15 protein-coding genes and 1 riboswitch are annotated in these 16,358 nt (G+C 63.7%); of the genes, 6 read left to right on the top strand and 9 right to left on the bottom strand.

The features are described 5' to 3' along the window. Positions 1 to 38: 38 nt before the first annotated feature. The gene (locus AC0L14_RS13890) at positions 39 to 620 is read left to right on the top strand and encodes a CarD family transcriptional regulator (protein WP_027152934.1); all 582 of its coding nucleotides are present in this window, start codon (positions 39 to 41) and stop codon (positions 618 to 620) included. Positions 621 to 722: 102 nt separating this feature from the next. Here AC0L14_RS13890 and AC0L14_RS13895 read toward each other — a convergent pair whose 3' ends face one another. From AC0L14_RS13895 to AC0L14_RS13905, 3 genes are all read right to left on the bottom strand, one after another. After that, positions 723 to 1,496, bottom strand: a complete 774-nt coding sequence (locus tag AC0L14_RS13895; RefSeq protein WP_473749857.1) for an amino acid ABC transporter ATP-binding protein — start codon at positions 1,494 to 1,496, stop codon at positions 723 to 725. Continuing rightward, positions 1,493 to 2,173 carry an amino acid ABC transporter permease gene (locus tag AC0L14_RS13900; RefSeq protein WP_473486364.1) on the bottom strand — a complete coding sequence of 227 codons (681 nt, stop codon included), beginning with the start codon at positions 2,171 to 2,173 and terminating at the stop codon, positions 1,493 to 1,495. The genes AC0L14_RS13895 and AC0L14_RS13900 overlap by 4 nt, the downstream gene beginning before the upstream one ends. A gap of 159 nt (positions 2,174 to 2,332) precedes the next feature. Further along, complete coding sequence (locus AC0L14_RS13905) at positions 2,333 to 3,106, bottom strand: amino acid ABC transporter substrate-binding protein (protein WP_473749858.1); 774 nt, start codon at positions 3,104 to 3,106, stop codon at positions 2,333 to 2,335. Positions 3,107 to 3,437: 331 nt separating this feature from the next. Here AC0L14_RS13905 and AC0L14_RS13910 point away from each other — a divergent pair, with 331 nt between their 5' ends. Continuing rightward, positions 3,438 to 4,301, top strand: coding sequence for an RNA polymerase factor sigma-32 (locus tag AC0L14_RS13910; RefSeq protein WP_473486362.1), 864 nt, complete (start codon positions 3,438 to 3,440; stop codon positions 4,299 to 4,301). A gap of 144 nt (positions 4,302 to 4,445) precedes the next feature. Here the strand turns inward: AC0L14_RS13910 and AC0L14_RS13915 are convergent, their stop codons facing one another. From AC0L14_RS13915 to thiB, 4 genes are all read right to left on the bottom strand, one after another. Continuing rightward, entirely contained in the window at positions 4,446 to 5,873 is a 1,428-nt protein-coding gene (locus tag AC0L14_RS13915; protein WP_473638728.1) for a M48 family metalloprotease, read from the bottom strand. Between the two features lie 297 nt (positions 5,874 to 6,170). Then, complete coding sequence (thiQ, locus tag AC0L14_RS13920) at positions 6,171 to 6,941, bottom strand: thiamine ABC transporter ATP-binding protein (protein ID WP_473749903.1); 771 nt, start codon at positions 6,939 to 6,941, stop codon at positions 6,171 to 6,173. Continuing rightward, the gene (thiP, locus tag AC0L14_RS13925; RefSeq protein ID WP_473749860.1) at positions 6,941 to 8,560 is read right to left on the bottom strand and encodes a thiamine/thiamine pyrophosphate ABC transporter permease; all 1,620 of its coding nucleotides are present in this window, start codon (positions 8,558 to 8,560) and stop codon (positions 6,941 to 6,943) included. Before thiP ends, thiQ begins: the two co-directional genes overlap by 1 nt. Before the next feature lie 93 nt (positions 8,561 to 8,653). Further along, the gene (gene thiB / locus AC0L14_RS13930; protein WP_473525657.1) at positions 8,654 to 9,667 is read right to left on the bottom strand and encodes a thiamine ABC transporter substrate binding subunit; all 1,014 of its coding nucleotides are present in this window, start codon (positions 9,665 to 9,667) and stop codon (positions 8,654 to 8,656) included. Positions 9,668 to 9,710: 43 nt separating this feature from the next. Next, positions 9,711 to 9,825: riboswitch (TPP riboswitch) on the bottom strand. Positions 9,826 to 9,927: 102 nt separating this feature from the next. Between thiB and AC0L14_RS13935 the strand changes: the two genes are divergently transcribed. From AC0L14_RS13935 to AC0L14_RS13950, 4 genes are read left to right on the top strand one after another with little or no spacing between them, the layout of a single operon-like run. Then, complete coding sequence (locus AC0L14_RS13935) at positions 9,928 to 10,572, top strand: thiamine diphosphokinase (protein ID WP_473486359.1); 645 nt, start codon at positions 9,928 to 9,930, stop codon at positions 10,570 to 10,572. Between the two features lies 1 nt (position 10,573). After that, a complete protein-coding gene (locus AC0L14_RS13940; protein WP_473486358.1) occupies positions 10,574 to 12,391 on the top strand; it encodes an ABC-F family ATP-binding cassette domain-containing protein in 1,818 nt (605 codons plus the stop codon). 56 nt (positions 12,392 to 12,447) lie between these two features. Next, positions 12,448 to 12,690: a type II toxin-antitoxin system CcdA family antitoxin gene (locus AC0L14_RS13945; protein WP_123150288.1), complete on the top strand. Its 243-nt coding sequence runs from the start codon at positions 12,448 to 12,450 to the stop codon at positions 12,688 to 12,690. Further along, on the top strand, positions 12,690 to 12,989 hold the full coding sequence (locus AC0L14_RS13950; RefSeq protein ID WP_123150144.1) for a CcdB family protein: 300 nt from the start codon (positions 12,690 to 12,692) through the stop codon (positions 12,987 to 12,989). The genes AC0L14_RS13945 and AC0L14_RS13950 overlap by 1 nt, the downstream gene beginning before the upstream one ends. Before the next feature lie 27 nt (positions 12,990 to 13,016). On the opposite strand, the gene AC0L14_RS13955 is transcribed toward AC0L14_RS13950, so the two are convergent. Both AC0L14_RS13955 and AC0L14_RS13960 read right to left on the bottom strand, forming a co-directional pair. Next, positions 13,017 to 14,699, bottom strand: a complete 1,683-nt coding sequence (locus AC0L14_RS13955; RefSeq protein ID WP_473486357.1) for a hypothetical protein — start codon at positions 14,697 to 14,699, stop codon at positions 13,017 to 13,019. A gap of 73 nt (positions 14,700 to 14,772) precedes the next feature. After that, a complete protein-coding gene (locus AC0L14_RS13960) occupies positions 14,773 to 16,071 on the bottom strand; it encodes an adenylosuccinate synthase (protein ID WP_473486356.1) in 1,299 nt (432 codons plus the stop codon). Positions 16,072 to 16,358: the final 287 nt, after the last annotated feature.

A 16,358-nucleotide genomic window follows, 5' to 3' on the forward strand; every position in this document is an offset into this window, starting at 1 on the left:
GCAGAATGCCGGTACCACACCAAGGAGTTCATGGCGTAATGGCAACAATCACCCCGCAGAAGAAGTCCAGCGCAGCGCGTCACGGTTTTAAGACCGGCGAGTACATCGTCTATCCGGCGCATGGCGTCGGCCAGATCGTCTCGATCGACGAGCAGGAAGTTGCGGGCCACAAGCTGGAACTGTTCGTCATCGACTTCCAGAAGGACAAGATGCGTCTGAAAGTGCCGGTTGCCAAGGCGACCTCCATCGGCATGCGCAAGCTGTCGGAAGAGGATTATGTCGATCGCGCGCTGAAGGTCGTGCAGGGCCGCGCCCGCGTCAAGCGCACCATGTGGTCGCGCCGCGCCCAGGAATATGATGCGAAGATCAATTCCGGCGACCTGATCTCGATCTCCGAAGTGGTGCGCGACCTCTACCGCGCCGACAACCAGCCGGAGCAGTCCTATTCCGAGCGCCAGCTTTATGAGGCGGCACTCGACCGCATGGCGCGCGAGATCGCGGCCGTCAACCGCATGTCGGAAACCGAAGCGGTGCGCCTCATCGAGGTGAATCTCAACAAGGGTCCGAAGCGCGGCGCCAAGGCCGACAACGAAGAAGCCGAGCAGGAAGAAGCAGCCTGAGCGCTTCTCGCCTTCGAATTGCAAAAACCCGGCCTCGCGCCGGGTTTCTCTTTTATGCATGTCGTTATTCCAAAACCGCTGCGCAGTTTTGGGCGACATGCATTAACCTTCGCCGCCGCCTTCCTTCTCCGCTTCCTGCTTCAGCGTCGCGATGAACCGCCTGGTTCGCTGCCGCTCCGGATTGCTGAACAAAACAGCGGCGGGGCCTTTCTCGACGATGGCGCCGGCGTCGAGGAACACCACTTCCTGCGCGATCTTCGAAGCGAGGCGCAAATCATGCGTCGCCATCACCATGGTGGTGCCCTCACGAGCGAGCTGGCTGAGCACGTCGACCACCTCCTGAGCCAGTTCCGGATCGAGCGCCGAGGTCGGCTCGTCGCACAGCAGCACTTTCGGCGATGGCGCCAGCGCCCGGGCAATCGCCACGCGTTGCTGCTGGCCGCCTGACAGGGTCGCCGGCCAGGCATCGGCCTTGTGCGCCATGCCGACCTTTTCGAGCAGAGCGAGCGCCCGCTCGCGCGCTCGCTCGACCGGCCATTTCAGCACCGTCACCAGCCCCTCCATGACATTTTCGATTGCCGTGCGGTGCGGAAACAGCTGGAAATTCTGGAACACCATGCCGGTCTGCAGCCGCAGGCGCTGGATGGCCCTGCCGGAAACCTTGCCGCCGGGATGGAATTCGAGCGCGTCGTCGCCGATGCGCACCGTGCCCGAAGTCGGCATCTCGAGCAGGTTGATGCAGCGCAGAAGCGTGCTTTTCCCGCCGCCCGAGGGACCGACAAGGGCGGTGACGCTGCCTTCCTCGATGGTGACCGTCACGCCCTTCAGCACTAGGTTGTCGCCGAAGCGCTTCTCGATGTCGGTAAGACCGATCATGAGCGCGCCTCCAGGAAGCCGCCATAGCGGCTGAGCCGCTTTTCCAAGCGCGTCTGCAACGCCGACAGCACCGAGCTCAGCGCCAGATAGAGAGCCGCCGCCTCGACATAGAGGATCAGCGGCTCATAGGTGGTGGCGACGATGCGCTGCGCCGCCTGGAACATCTCCGGCACGGTGATGGCGGCGGCCAGCGATGTATCCTTGACCAGCGAGATGAAGGTGTTTGACAGCGGCGGCACCGCGACGCGGCCTGCTTGTGGAAGAATCGTGCGCCGCATCGCCTGGCTCCAGGTCATGCCGATCGAATAGGCCGCTTCCCACTGCCCCTTCGGCACCGAGCCTATGACGGCGCGGATGATCTCCGACGTATAGGCGCCGATGTTGAGCGTGAAGCCGATCAACGCAGCTGAAAAAGCGTCGAGCAGGATGCCGACCGAGGGCAGGCCGTAGAAGATCAGGAAGAGCTGCACCAGAAGCGGCGTGCCACGGAAGATCCAGACGTAGAAGCGGACCACGGCGACCAGCGGCTTCGGACCGAACAGCCGAACGAGCGCCGCAACCAGTCCTACGAAGAGACCGAATGCGAACGACAGCAGCGTTAGCGGCACGGTGAAGATCAGCGCGGCCCATAGCAGCGTGGGCAACGAGTCCAGCATAAGTTGCAGCCAGTGCGGCACGAAAACCCTCCTTGCGAGATTGCCGCCCAAAACCGCCCCGGCAGCATCGAAGCGCGATCATACGGCCGCCATATCACGCGAAAAGCGGCGGCCGTCAAAGACAGCTCGCCGCGATACCTGCCATACGGGCCGGCAACCGGCCCGCTCCGTGAAATGCGCTTACTTCGAAACGTCCTGGCCGAAATAAGTGTCGGCGATCTTCTGGTAGGTGCCGTCGGCCCTGATATCGGCCAGCGCCTGATTGATGGCGGCGACCAGTTCCGGATCGCCCTTGCGCACGAGGACGCCGGAATAGTCGGCGTTTTCTTCCTGCGCGGCGATCTTCACATTGGCGTCGGGCTTGTGCTTCTTGAAATCGAGGAAGGACAGGCTGTCGTTGATGGTGGCGTCGGCACGGCCGGTAAGAAGCAGCTGGATCGACTGGTCGAAACCATCGGTGCCGACGAGTTCGGCGCCGTTCGCTTCGGCGAGCTTGCCGAAATTCGAGGTCAGCGACTGCGCCGCCTTCTTGCCCTTGAGGTCGGCAAAGCTCTTGATGTCGGTATTGTCGCCGCGCACGATCAGCACCGCCTTGGACGCGATATAGGGATCGGAGAAATCATACTTGGCCTTGCGCTCCTCGGTGATACCGACCTGGTTGATGACGGCGTCATAGCGCTTGGCGTCGAGGCCGGCGATCAGCCCATCCCATTTGCCTTCGAGGAATTCGGCCTTGACGCCGAGGCGCTCGGCGATCGCCTTGGCGATCTCGACATCGAAGCCGACCAATGCGCCCGAGGCATCATGATAGGTGAAGGGGGCATAGGTACCCTCCGTGCCGACCTTGAAGACACCGGCCTGCTTGATCTGCTCGAGATTGGCGCCGGCATGGCCTGATGTGACGGCCAGTACCTGCAGTGTTGCGGCGACGATAAGCGAATTGAGCCATTTCATTTTTCTGTGATCCCGTCATTGGCCGGCGTACGCCGCATTTGTGAGCGCCGGAAACTGACAGATGCAGGCTGGCGAAATAAGGAACCAGATTTCAAAAATGAGACGCTTTCGAAATCCAATTCTCAAAACCACATCGAGTCGCGCCAACCGACCACGTAGCGACCACCGCAACGAGCTTTCGGCAGTGCAATCCACGCGACATCAGCGGCGGAACCATTCACCCGCGTGGCACGTTCTTGGCTGTTGTAGGGCGCGGCGTCGCCAATTCAACCACGATGCCAGCTTAGGGTTCGAGCGATCGCACCGCAACGCCCGGAACAGGGAGCGTGGCATGATGGAAGATATGGCAGGGCGAACCATGGTCCGCGCGGCGATGAAAGCCCCCTATCTCGAGCGCGACGAAGAGCATCTTCTCGCGCTGCGTTGGAAGGAAGACAACGACCAGCAGGCGCTGCACCAAATCGCCATGGCACATATGCGTCTGGTCATTTCCATGGCCTCGAAATTCCGCCACTACGGTCTGCCGCTCGGCGATCTGGTCCAGGAAGGCCATGTCGGCCTGCTGGAGGCGGCGGCCCGCTTCGAACCGGAACGCGAGGTGCGGTTTTCGACCTACGCGACATGGTGGATTCGCGCCTCGATGCAGGACTATATCCTGCGCAACTGGTCGATCGTGCGTGGCGGCACCAGTTCGGCGCAAAAGGCGTTGTTCTTCAATTTGCGGCGCCTGCGCGCCCGCTTGGCGAACGGTGCCGAGCCGATCTCGAATACCTCGCTCTATCGCGAGGTGTCGGTCGCGCTCGGCGTCTCCGAGGCTGACGTGGCGATGATGGACTCCCGCCTTTCGGCACCGGATAGCTCGCTCAACCAGCCGCTCGCCGACGATGCGGGCGCCACCGAGCGAATGGATTTCCTGGTTTCGGACGATCCTTTGCCGGACGAGGTCGTGGGCGACACGATCGATGTCGAACGCCGTTCTGTTTGGCTGAAAACGGCGCTCGGCGCGCTCAATGCCCGCGAGCTCAGGATCATCGAGGAGCGCCGGCTGAGCGACGAGGGCGCGACGCTCGAAGCCCTCGGCGAGGCGCTCGGCATCTCCAAGGAACGCGTCCGCCAGATCGAGGCACGCGCCATGGAAAAGCTCAAGATAGCGCTGGTGAAGCAAAACCCCGAGTTTCTGGCGACCGCCGCCTAATCAGGGTGTGTTGAGATTCAGGTTAGGCCGAGCCGAAAACGGTGGTTTCCGAGAACCGGAGTGGAGCGTACTTAAAGTACGTGAGCACCGGAAGCGCAGGAAACTGCCGGTTGCAGGCCGGCATCACCTGAATATCGACACACCCTATTTGTCGGTGATGATCTTGACCTTGTCGCCGGCCGAAACGGCTGCACCGGGCGACATCGCATTGAGCACCCTGAACAGGTCGAGCTTGCGGTCGACGCCGACCATCTGCGCGGCGAGCGAACCCATGGTCTGTCCGGGCCGCACCGTGACAACGCGGATATGCAGCGGCTTCAGCGCCGCTTTCTCGGCCGCGCTCAAGATACGGAAGGAACCGCTGACCGAGCGCGCCACGGCATCCAGCGAGGCGCTGGCGGAAGGGGCAGCCGTCAGCAGCCGGTAGACCTGGCCACCGGCGCGGATCACCGCGATGTCGAACTGCCAGCCCTCGGCACTGGCATGCGCCGTCGCCGCGTCGTTGCCATTGATCGTTTCCTGGCGCACGCTGCTTTCGTCGAGACCGGCCACCCAGCCGCTGCGGATGTAGTCGGTCAGCGAGCGGCTCTTGTCGATCGAAACGCCATCGAAGCGAATCGCTATGTCGCCTGGCCCGGTTGCCGTCACCGCCGCGGCCGAGTTGTCGATGATGAAGCCGTCGGGCACCGAGAACGACACGCCGAGCCCTGGATGCAGGAAGGTTTCGCCACGCACATAGCCCTCCTCCGGCGTGTCGCCGTAGAGCAGGCCGTCTATGCCGGCGAGGAAGGCGTCGCGGTCGCGCGTGCCGACGCCGGGCGCGCCGAACTGGCGGGCATGACGCTGCGCCAGATCGATGCGCTGCGGCGTGTTAGGATGCGTCGCCAGGAAGTCGAGGCTGGCGTCGGTGGCGCCGCTGATCGAGCGGAAATCGGTGTAGGCCGACATCGACTGCAGGAAGCGGCCGGCGGCAAAGGGATCGAAGCCCGCCTCGCCGATCGACTTGATGCCGATGCCATCGGCCTCAAGCTCCTGATTGCGCGAGAACTGGGCAAGCCGCAGCTTGCCGCGGATCAGTGCCGCCTTGGCGGTCGGGCTGTCGCCGAGCACGTCGGAGACGACCTTGGTTGCAAACCCCTCCTCAGCCTCGAGCTGCTGGCGCTGCAAGCCGTGGTTTGCAGTGACGTGGCCCATCTCATGCGCGATGACCGCGGCGAGCTCGGCCGAATCGTTGGCCAGCGCCAACAGGCCGCGCGTGATGTAGAGATAGCCGCCCGGCAGCGCGAAAGCATTGACGTTGGGCGAATTAAGGATGGTGATGCGGTAGGTCTGGCTTGGGTTGGCCGACACCACGGTCAGGCTGCCGACGACCTTGGCGACCATGCGCTCGAGCTTGGGATCGGAATACTCGCCGCCATAAGTGGCCAGGATGCGCGGATGCTGCGCCTTCGCCATTTCGGCGAGCTTGCTGTTGGCGGCGACATTGTCGACCGTGATCGGTTTGCTGGAAGGTTGGAAGCCGGATTCCTGAACGTCCGGCGGCGTGAACATCTGGCAGCTTGCCAGCGCCATGGCAAAGCCGGCCAGCGCGAGGAAGCGCGCCAGCGGTTTCCTTCTCACTCTGTCGGTGCCGGTCGGCAGAACAGCTTCCTTTCGGATCTCAGCACATGGCCCCGAAAATCGGGCATCGATTTTCAGAAAGGATCATGCGCACAATCAACTGCCACAGCGTCCTTCGCGCCCACGGGCACGCATGGCACTGTAGTGGCAAATCACAACCTATGCCGGACCAGTATCGGAGGACCTAGCCACACTACTTTGACCATGGCAAGCAAGCACCACATCGCCTGAAGCCGGTTTGGCCGTAAATTATGTCCGCTTCCGGGCAACATCTCGTGATTCCGCGCCAAACGGACCTGCACCGATATAGCGCCGGAAGGCCTCCGGTCCAGCCTTGGTAAAAAAATCGGCGACAGTCCCGGTTGCGGCAACCGTGCCATTGTCCAGGAACACCATGTCCTGGCCGATACGGTGGGCATCCTCCGGCTGATGCGTGACGAACAGCACCGTCATGCGCCGCTCCGCGTGGACGCCGGCTACCAGATCGAGCATGTCGTCGCGCAAGGCCGGTCCGAGCGAGGCGAACGGTTCGTCGAGCAAGAGCACCGGCCGGTCGCGCACCAGGACGCGGGCGAGCGCGACGCGCTGCCGCTCGCCACCGGAGAGTTCGCGCGGCAGGCGCTGTTGCTTGCCGGCAAGGCCGACGCGCTTGAGCGCCGCGGCGATTGCAGCGTGGTCGGTATCGGTCAGCCTGAGCGACGGCGAGCGGCCAAGGCCGACATTTCGTTCGACCGAAAGATGGGCAAAGAGATTGTTTTCCTGGAACACCATCGACACTGGCCGCGCCGACGGCGGTTTGGCGCCGACATCGGCTCCGCCGATCAGCACGCGGCCCGATCGCGGCGTCTCAAAGCCGGCCACCAGATTGAGCAGCGTCGATTTTCCCGAGCCGCTCGGCCCCATTATGGCGGTGATCTTCGAGGCGGCGAATTCGACATCGAATAAAAATGGCGCTTCGCGATAGCTGAACGAGACCTTTTCCAGCCGCACAGCCGTACCGCTTTCCGCGCTGTTGAGCATCATGATTTTTCTCCCCGCCCCAGCCAGTCAGCGGCCAGGACAAGCGCAAGACAAACCAGGCCGAGCAGCAACGCCAGGCCTGCCGCGTCCATCGTGCGGTAGCTGCCCATGCGCGCCAGCAAGAGGTAAGGCAGTGTCTGCAGGGAGTCGCTGCCGAACAGGGCAATGACGCCGAGATCGCCGAGCGACAAAGCCATGGCGAACGCGAAACCGGTGGCGAGCGGCCGCCGCAGCGACGGCCAGTCGACCAGCCGGAACCGGTTCCAGCCCGAAATGCCAAGCAGCAGACAGAGCCGTTCGTGGCGTTCGCTCGCCGCATCATAGCCGGGGCGAATGGCGCGGATGGCAAACGGCATCGCCATCACCGCATTGACGGCGACGACCATGACAGGGGCGATGGCAAAGACGTCGCTGACGGTCCGCAGGAGCAGGAACCAGCCGGCGCCGATGACGATGGGCGGCACGACGAGGACGAAGCCGGCGCCGGTATCGGTGGCGTATTCGAGCAGCGTCCTGGCGCCGACGCGACGCCTTAAGGCCAGCGCCCGTCGTGCCATAACGAGCGACAGCGACAGCGCCACTGAAAGCAGCGCCGCCAGCAGGGCGAGCACGGCGCTGGTCAGCGTCGCCTGCCGCACCGCGCTCTCGCCCGCCAGCCGACCGAGATCGGCGCCAAGGCCTGACGTCACCATGGCAGCCATCGGCCCGGCGACGAACAGCAATGCGAGAGCGATCAATGCTGTATTCAGCACGGTCTCGGCCGGGCCGGCCGAAAGATAGCGGCGCGGTGCCACCGGCAGGTTGGCGTCGCCGACGATGTTGGCGCCAAGCCGCATCAATGCCAGCACCACGACGAAGGTCAGCGCGATCTGCAGCAGTGTCAGCGTCACCGCGCGGGCAGGATCGAAATCGAAACGCAGTGCCTGGTAGATGGCGACCTCCAATGTCGTCGCACGCGGCCCGCCGCCCAGCGTGAGCACGATGGTAAAGGATGTGATGCAGAGCATGAAGACAAGCCCGGCGACGCCCGGCAGCGCCGCACGCAGCGTCGGCCATTCAATCAGCCGGAAGGCGGGTCTGGCGCCCATGCCGAGCTGGCTCGCCAACCGCCACTGGTCGGCCGGCACTGTCGTCAGCGCTTCAAGGAACAGCCGCGTGGCCAGCGGCAGATTGAAGAAGACATGGGCGATGAGGATGCCGGACAGGCCGTATATGCCCGGCCAGCCCTGACCGGCAATCGCGGTGAGCACGCCGGCGAAATAGCCGGCACGGCCATAGAGAGCCAGAATGCCGAGTGCGGCGACGATGGCCGGCAGCGCAAGCGGCACGGCGAAGAGCTGCAGGATCAGGCCGCGACCAAAGAAGCGCGGGTGCCGCGACAGCGCCCGCGCAACGAACAGCGCCGGCACGACGGAAAGCAGTGTCGACAGCAAAGCCTGCCACAGCGTGAAACGGGCGACGCGGAAGAGGTAGGAATCGAAGGCCGACATGGCGCCGGACGGGTCGCGGGCGCCTTCGACGATGAGCCCGGCGAACGCTCCGCCGATCAGCAGCGCAACAGCGGCAAGCGCGATGGTGCCGGCGGTGACGCGGGGATCGGCAGGATATCCGGTATGCATGCCGCCCTGCCTAATTCAACGATCGTCGAAGCAGAAAATATGGCTGAGGTCGAGTTCCCGGGCGCCGTAGAGTAATCATCTTTCAATCACAAGCTACTTGCTCATCACCGACAGCCATTCGTCGACCCAGGCCTTGCGATTGGCGGCGACCTCTTCCGGGCTGAAAAGCAAAGTCTTGGTCGGCTTGACGAGCTTGTCGAAAGCCGGATTGAGCGGCTTCTCGGTCTTGCCGGCCGGGAACATCCAGTTGGTCTCGGGAATGACATCCTGGAATTTCGGTCCGGTCATGAAAGTCAGGAACTGTTTCGCCAATGGGTTCTTCGCGCCTGACGTGGTGATGCCGGCAACCTCGATCTGCAGATACGCGCCCTCCTCGAAGGACGCCGCCTGATAGCGTTCGGTGTTTTCGGCGACCATGTGATAGGCCGGCGACGTGGTATAGGACAGCACCATCGGCGCCTCGCCCTTGGTGAACAGGCCATAGGCCTCGCTCCAGCCCGGCGTCACGGTGAGCACCTTTGCCCTAAGCTTGGCCCAGGCTTCCGGCGCCTTGTCGCCATAAACCGACCTCACCCACAACAACAAGCCGAGACCGGGCGTCGAGGTGCGCGGATCCTGGATGACGATCTTCTCATCGGCATTGCCCTCGACCAATTCCTTCAGGCTCTTCGGCGGCGTCTTCAGCTTTTCGGTGTCGTAGACGACGGCGAAATAGCCATAGTCGAACGGCACGAAAACATCGTCGCTCCAGCCGCCCGGCACATTGACATCGATGACGGCACCATGCGGCGAAAACAGGCCGGTGGCCTTGGCTTCCGCAGTCAGATTGGTGTCGAGGCCGAGCACGATGTCGGCCTTGGTCGCGGCCCCTTCCAGCTTGACGCGGTTGAGCAGGGCGACGCCGTCGGCGACCGCGACGAATTCGAGAGTACAGCCGCATTCGGCCTCGAAGGCCTTCTTCACCGCGGGGCCTGGACCCCAGTCGGCGGTGAAGCTCTCATAGGTATAGACGGTGAGTTTTTCCTGCGCGGATGCCGGCCCGATGCCGGCGGGAACAGTCGCCGCAAGCAGCACTGCCGAAACTAGAGTGTATAAAAACGTGCGCATCGGCGCCTCCTTCGTTCGCGTTGAAAGGAATTGAGGCGTCGGGCTGTCCGAAACGTCTAATCCCTCCGCCGGTACAAACCGGATCAGGTTCAGCGGGTTGGCATGGTCGCCTCTCAGCTGGTTCGCGAAGATCGCGTCCAGCACCCCGTTAGAGCGTTTCGACACATAGGCCCGGCCTGGTTGCGGCGCAAGCGGAAGTTTGCCGGGCATCTGGAACGCGGCCTTCCGTTTGGCAAGCAGGGCTGGTAAGGGCCACGCATATGAGCAAATTCACCATCCTGCTTGGCGGCGATCTAATCCGCACGCCGCTGCTCGACCGCCAGGTCGAAGGCTCCCGTGTCATCGCCGCCGACGCCGGCATGAGCCATGCCCGGACGCTGAACCTGACGCCGGAACTCTGGGTCGGCGACTTCGATTCGGTGCCGGCGGACTTGCCGGACGAGCTGGCCGCCGTGGCCCGCCAGGTGTTTCCGGCAGAAAAGGACAAGACCGACGGCGAACTGGCTATCGCCGCCGCGCTCGAACGCGGCGCGACCAGTCTCGTGCTCGCCGGCGCGTTCGGCGGCAAGCGCACCGACCACGCCTTCCTGCACCTGGCGCTCAGTGTCCGACTGGCCGAGGCAGGGACGGAGGTGCTTTTGACCAGCGGCGCACAGGAAGGCACTCCCTTGCTTCGCGGAAAGGCCGGCTTCGACTACGCCGATGGCACGCTGTTTTCGATTCTCGGCTTTTCCGACCTTACCGGCCTGACCGTGACCGGCGCCAAATGGCCGCTGAACCATATCGAGATGGCGTTCGGTTCGTCGCTGACCATTTCCAACGAGGTCAAGGGCCGGCTGGAAATTGCGCTGAGCAGTGGCCGCGCGCTGTTGCTCGCCCACCCATTCCCCTTACCTGGAAGCTGACATGGCGCCGCCACTTCTCAATCTCGACGGCATAAAACTGACCTTCGGTGGCACGCCGCTGCTCGACGGGGCGGAACTGACGGCGTCGGCGGGCGACAAGATCGCTTTGGTCGGCCGCAACGGCTCGGGCAAATCGACGTTGCTCAAGATCGCTGCGGGATTGATAGAGCCGCAGGACGGCGAGGTGTTCCGCCAGCCCTCGGCGACAGTGCGCTACCTGCCGCAAATGCCCGACTTGGATGGTTTCGCCAGCGTCCGCGCCTATGTCGAGGCGGGGCTCGGACCCGCCGACGATCCCTACCGCGCCACCTATCTGATGGAGCATCTCGGCCTGTCCGGCGACGAGCGGCCGAACGATCTCTCCGGCGGCGAGGCGCGCCGTGCCGCCCTTGCCCGCGTCATGGCGCCGGAGCCCGACATTCTCCTCCTCGATGAGCCGACCAACCATCTCGACCTGTCGGTCATCGAATGGCTGGAGGAGGAGCTGGCCCGCACCTCTTCGGCGCTGATCGTCATCTCGCATGACCGCCGCTTCCTCGAGCGCGTGTCGCGCGCCACCGTCTGGCTCGATCGCGGCCAGACCCGCAGGCTGGACAAGGGCTTTGGCCATTTCGAGGAATGGCGCGACACCGTTCTGGAAGAAGAAGAACGCGAGCAGCACAAGCTTGGCCGCCAGATCGTGCGCGAGGAGCACTGGCTGCGCTACGGCGTGACTGCAAGGCGCAAGCGCAACATGCGCCGGCTCGGCGAACTGCAGACCATGCGCCAGCGCTTTCGTGGCCATCGCGGCGCCGAGGGTGCGGCGACCATGGTGGCCAGCGACGCCGCCGAATCCGGCAAGCTGGTGATCGAGGCCAAGACCATCGAGAAGAGCTTTGGCGACCTCACTGTGGTCAAGGGCTTCTCGACCCGCATCCAGCGCGGCGACCGCGTCGGCCTGGTCGGCCCGAACGGTGCCGGCAAGACGACACTGCTGAAGATGCTGACCGGCGAATTGAAGCCGGACTCAGGCACGGTGCGGCTCGGCACCAATCTGGAGATCGCCACGCTCGACCAGAAACGCGACGCGGTCGATCCGCAAGAGACACTGGCGCAATACCTCACCGACGGGCGCGGCGAGAACCTCGTCATCAATGGCGAGCAGCGCCACGTCGTCTCCTACATGAAGGATTTCCTGTTCAAACCGGAACAGGCGCGCACGCCGGTGCGCGAGCTTTCGGGCGGCGAGCGGGCGCGGCTGCTGCTCGCCCGCGTGTTGGCGCGGCCGGCGAACCTGCTGGTGCTCGATGAGCCGACCAACGACCTCGACATGGAGACGCTGGAATTGCTGCAGGAACTGGTCGCCGGTTTTGCCGGTACGGTGATCCTGGTCAGCCACGACCGCGATTTCCTCGACCGCACCGTGACCAGCCTGATCGCGCCGGACGGCGGCGGCCGCTGGATCGAATATGCCGGCGGCTATTCCGACATGCTGGCGCAGCGCGGCGGCACCAGGCTGGACGACCGCAAGGCACGGCCAAAGGCCGAGACCAGCGAAGTGGTGGCGGCAGGCAGGAGCGAAGCACCCGCGCCGAAGGGCTCAAAAAAACTGTCGTTCAAACAAAAATTCGCGCTGGAATCGCTGCCGAAGAAGATCGAGGCGGTGAACGCCTCGATCTCACGGCTGGAGAACAACATCGCCGACCCAGCCTATTACGAGCGCGATCCGGCCTCGTTCCAGAAGACCATCGCCGCCCTCGACAAGGAGCGCGCCACGCTGGCAGCGCTCGAGGAGGAATGGCTGGAACTTGAAATGTTGCGCGAGGAGATGGAGGGGTAGGCATTGCATGCGTGCTTTTATGCGCCTATCTTATGCGCATAAATGGGAGCTGCTCCATGCTTCAGTCGACTCCAAAAGCCCAACGAAAATCGGTCAATACCTCGATCGACTCCAGATTGATCGAGGACGCCAAGGCGCTCGGTATTAATATATCTCGCGCCGCCGAGGAGGGTATCGCCAAGGCGATTTCAGCCGAAAAAACGCGCCGGTGGCAGGAGGAAAACAGGGAGGCGATCGAGAGCTCTAACGACTATGTCAGGCGCAACGGACTGCCACTGGCCAAGTACCGGCCGTTTTGATGGCGCGTTACGATTTCTACCGGAGAGCTGAAGGCGACGGCTATCTGCTCGACGTTCAGGCTGATCTTCTTGAAGGTCTAAACACAAGGATTGTTATCCCGTTGATGCCGCCCAACATGGCCCCGGTGCCGGGGCGCCGGCTAAACCCCACCTTCACGATCAACGGCAGTGACCATGTCATGGTCACTCAATTCATGTCAGCCTTGATGGCTTCTGAATTGCGTGCCGCCGAAGGAAATCTTTCCAGCCGCCACGACGACATCGTGGCCGCGCTCGACATGCTATTCCAGGGCTTCTGAGAGGGTTGAGGCTGGTGAGCCCCGGCCTCAGCCCGCCTCTTTTGTTTGCCAGGCCTTCAGCGCCTCGTCGAACACCTTCTCGCCGGGAATGCCCTTTTCCATGGTGAGCAGCGCCCGCCGTCCGGTCTTGTAGACGACCGGTACGTCGATCCATTTCTGGCCCCGGAGCAGGGTCAGATTGGCGTCTTCGTCCGCCTTGGTGTCGTTGAGAGCGACCAGGAAGAAGCCGTCCGCGATTTTCGCCGGGATGCCGATCAGCGGGCTGCCGGCATCCTGTTCAGAGCCCTTCATGGCGACGCGCAGGATATTGTCGACGCCGCCGCCGTCGAAACCATCGGGCGTCAGGAAAATCATCTCGATGATGTGGCTGGCCGGCAGCGTTTGGTCGGTGTTGCGGCGGATGGTCATGCGCAGCTGCACGTCCTTACCCGGAATGCTCGCCTCGGCGCGGATTGCCGGCTCGGGCGGCAGATTGCCGCCGGGCGATTCCTGTACCAGCGACCAGACGATGCTGCCGGGCTCGGCCGAGCCTTGGGCGGTGCTGGTGCGCTCCTCGTAGAAGATCGCCTTTTGGCCGACCGCCAGCGCGGTTTCCGCAGGCGCGGCTGTCGGCGCGGCCGGCGCAGCACCGGGGGCCGGCGCTGCCGGGGCGGCTGCGCTATCGGTCGGCGCCGCCGGCGCCGGCGTGGCGCCATCGGCAGGCGGCGTTGCGGGGGCAGCACCCGGCGTGGCGGGCGCAGTCGTGGCTGGCGTGTCGCCGGCCGGCGCGGCAGGCGCAGGTGCAGCCGGCGGCGGCGTGGTCAGTGCTGCGACGGATTCGCCCTCTCCGATACCGCTTTGTCCTGGAGCGGGGCCGGGATCGACCTCACCGCCCTCGGGCGTCAGCCGCTGGGTGAACTTTGTGCCCTCGGCATCCGTTGGAGCCGCAGCTGCCGGAGGCCTTGCCGCGGCATCGGTAGCCGGCTCGGCCGGGGTCGGCTTCACTAGCGGCTCTATGGTTGCGACCGTCGTGCTGTTGAGACCTAGCATATTGCTGAACGCGTCCTTGTTCAGCCAGATGCCATAGCCGCCGCCGGCGACGACGAGCAAAGCGACGACAGCGGCGATCAGCCCGCCAGAGCTGCGCCTCCGCTCGGCAGGACGCAGACGCTGAAAGGTGTCCGGCGCCGGCTCCTCGTCGTTGGGAAAGACATCGTCTCTAAAGGTATCGCTCTTCTCGTCCTCCGCTGGAAGATCCGCGACCGAAGGCACCGCATCGGTGTGCTCTGGAGGAGAAGCAACGGATGGCGGTTTTTGCCAATTCGGCGCGGCTTTGGCGGCAGGCGCCGGCTGCCTTGCCGGCTCAGTCTTTACCGGCTGCCATGCCGGCTCAGTCTCTGCCGGCTGCCATGCCGGCTCGGTCTTTGCCGGCTGCCGAACATGGCTGGGTTGGTTCTTGTTGCGGTCGATGGAGGAGAAGATGTCTTCCAGCTCCGACAGCGGATCGGATGCCGGCACGCTCCTGGTATAATCCCGCTCGACGCTGGCGATGGCGTCTTCCAGGGTGCGCTTATGCTGGGCAACGACCGAAGGCGCCAGCGGCGGTGTGATCTTGGCCAGCTTGTCCGCGATCGTTGAACGGGCCTTGTCATAGACCCTCGCGCGTACCTCCGGCGACGGCTCGCCGAGACCATTGAGCGTCTTTTTCAGAGCACCAACAAAATCTGCCATGCTTCAGTCGACCTGCATTTCGTTTCTGGGCCGGCCCCGCAAATCGGCCGCGATGCCCGGAACGGCTGAGAATCTAGTCTTGAAACGGATCGGTCACAAGTATTGTGTCGTCCCGTTCAGGGCTGGTGGAAAGGAGTGCGACCGGCGCGCCGATCAGCTCCTCGATGTGACGGACATATTTGACTGCCTGGGCTGGCAGATCGTTCCAGCTTCTGGCGCCCGCGGTGGTGCCTTTCCAGCCCTCCAGCGTCTCGTAGACCGGTTCGACGCGCGCCTGCGCACCTTGGCTGGCCGGCAGATAATCGATCGCCTCGCCATCGAGGCGGTAGCCGGTGCAGACCTTGATCTCGTCCAGCCCGTCGAGCACATCGAGCTTGGTCAGGGCGATGCCCTTGATGCCGTTGACGGCGACGGCCTGGCGGACCAGCACGGCATCGAACCAGCCGCAGCGGCGCTTGCGGCCGGTGACGACGCCGAACTCGTGGCCGCGCGTGCCCAGGAACTCGCCGATCTCGTTCTTCTGTTCGGTCGGGAACGGACCTTCGCCGACACGCGTCGTATAGGCCTTGGTGATGCCGAGCACATAACCGATGGCGCCCGGACCGACACCGGATCCGGCGGCCGCTTGACCGGCGACCGTGTTCGACGAGGTGACGAACGGATAAGTGCCGTGGTCGATGTCGAGCAGCGTGCCTTGCGCGCCCTCGAACAGGATGCGTTCACCGGCGCGGCGCTTGTCGTCGAGGATCTTCCAGACGCGGTCCATATAGGGCAGGATCTCGTCGGCGACCGAAATCAGCTCACTCATGATGGCGTCGTGCGTGACCTCGGCGTGGCCGAGCCCACGACGCAGCGCATTGTGATGCGTCAGCAGCCTGTCGACTTTCAAGGGCAGCGTTTCCAAATCCGCCAAGTCCATCACCCTGACCGCGCGCCGGCCCACCTTGTCCTCATAGGCGGGGCCGATGCCGCGACGGGTCGTGCCGATCTTCGTTCCGGAATTGGAGGCGGCGTCTTCGCGGAATCCGTCCAGCTCCCGGTGCAAGGACAGGATAAGCGCGGTGTTTTCGGCTATTTTCAGGCGCTCGGGCGTCACCTCGACGCCTTGCGCCTTCAATTTCGCCACTTCCGCGACGAAGGCGTGCGGGTCGAAGACGACGCCATTGCCGATGATGGACAGCTTGCCTTGTCGCACCACGCCGGACGGCAGCAGCGACAGCTTGTAGACCCTGCCGTCGACGACCAGCGTATGGCCGGCATTGTGGCCGCCCTGGAAGCGCACGACGACGTCAGCGCGTTCCGATAGCCAGTCAACGATCTTGCCTTTGCCCTCGTCGCCCCATTGCGAGCCGACGACCACCACGTTGGCCATGTTTCTTTTCCCTTGAGGCGCCGCTCGGAGCGGCTTGAAATGGTTCGAAACGACAGGCTTCTATCGCATAGGCCCGAAAATCGGAATCGATTTCGGAAAGCACGATGCGGACATTCAAGCCTTGAGACGCGTACTTTGTCCGTCCAAGTGGACGCACGTCGCTCTATAACGTCAAGACCCGGCGAGCGCGACCATTCTTTACCGCCGAAAGCGCCCTCAGGCACAACAATTTTCGCCTTTGACATCATTTACTTGGGCGAACCACCACAATAGCTCGGCATAGACCC

This window comes from Mesorhizobium sp. WSM4841, from assembly GCF_055811515.1.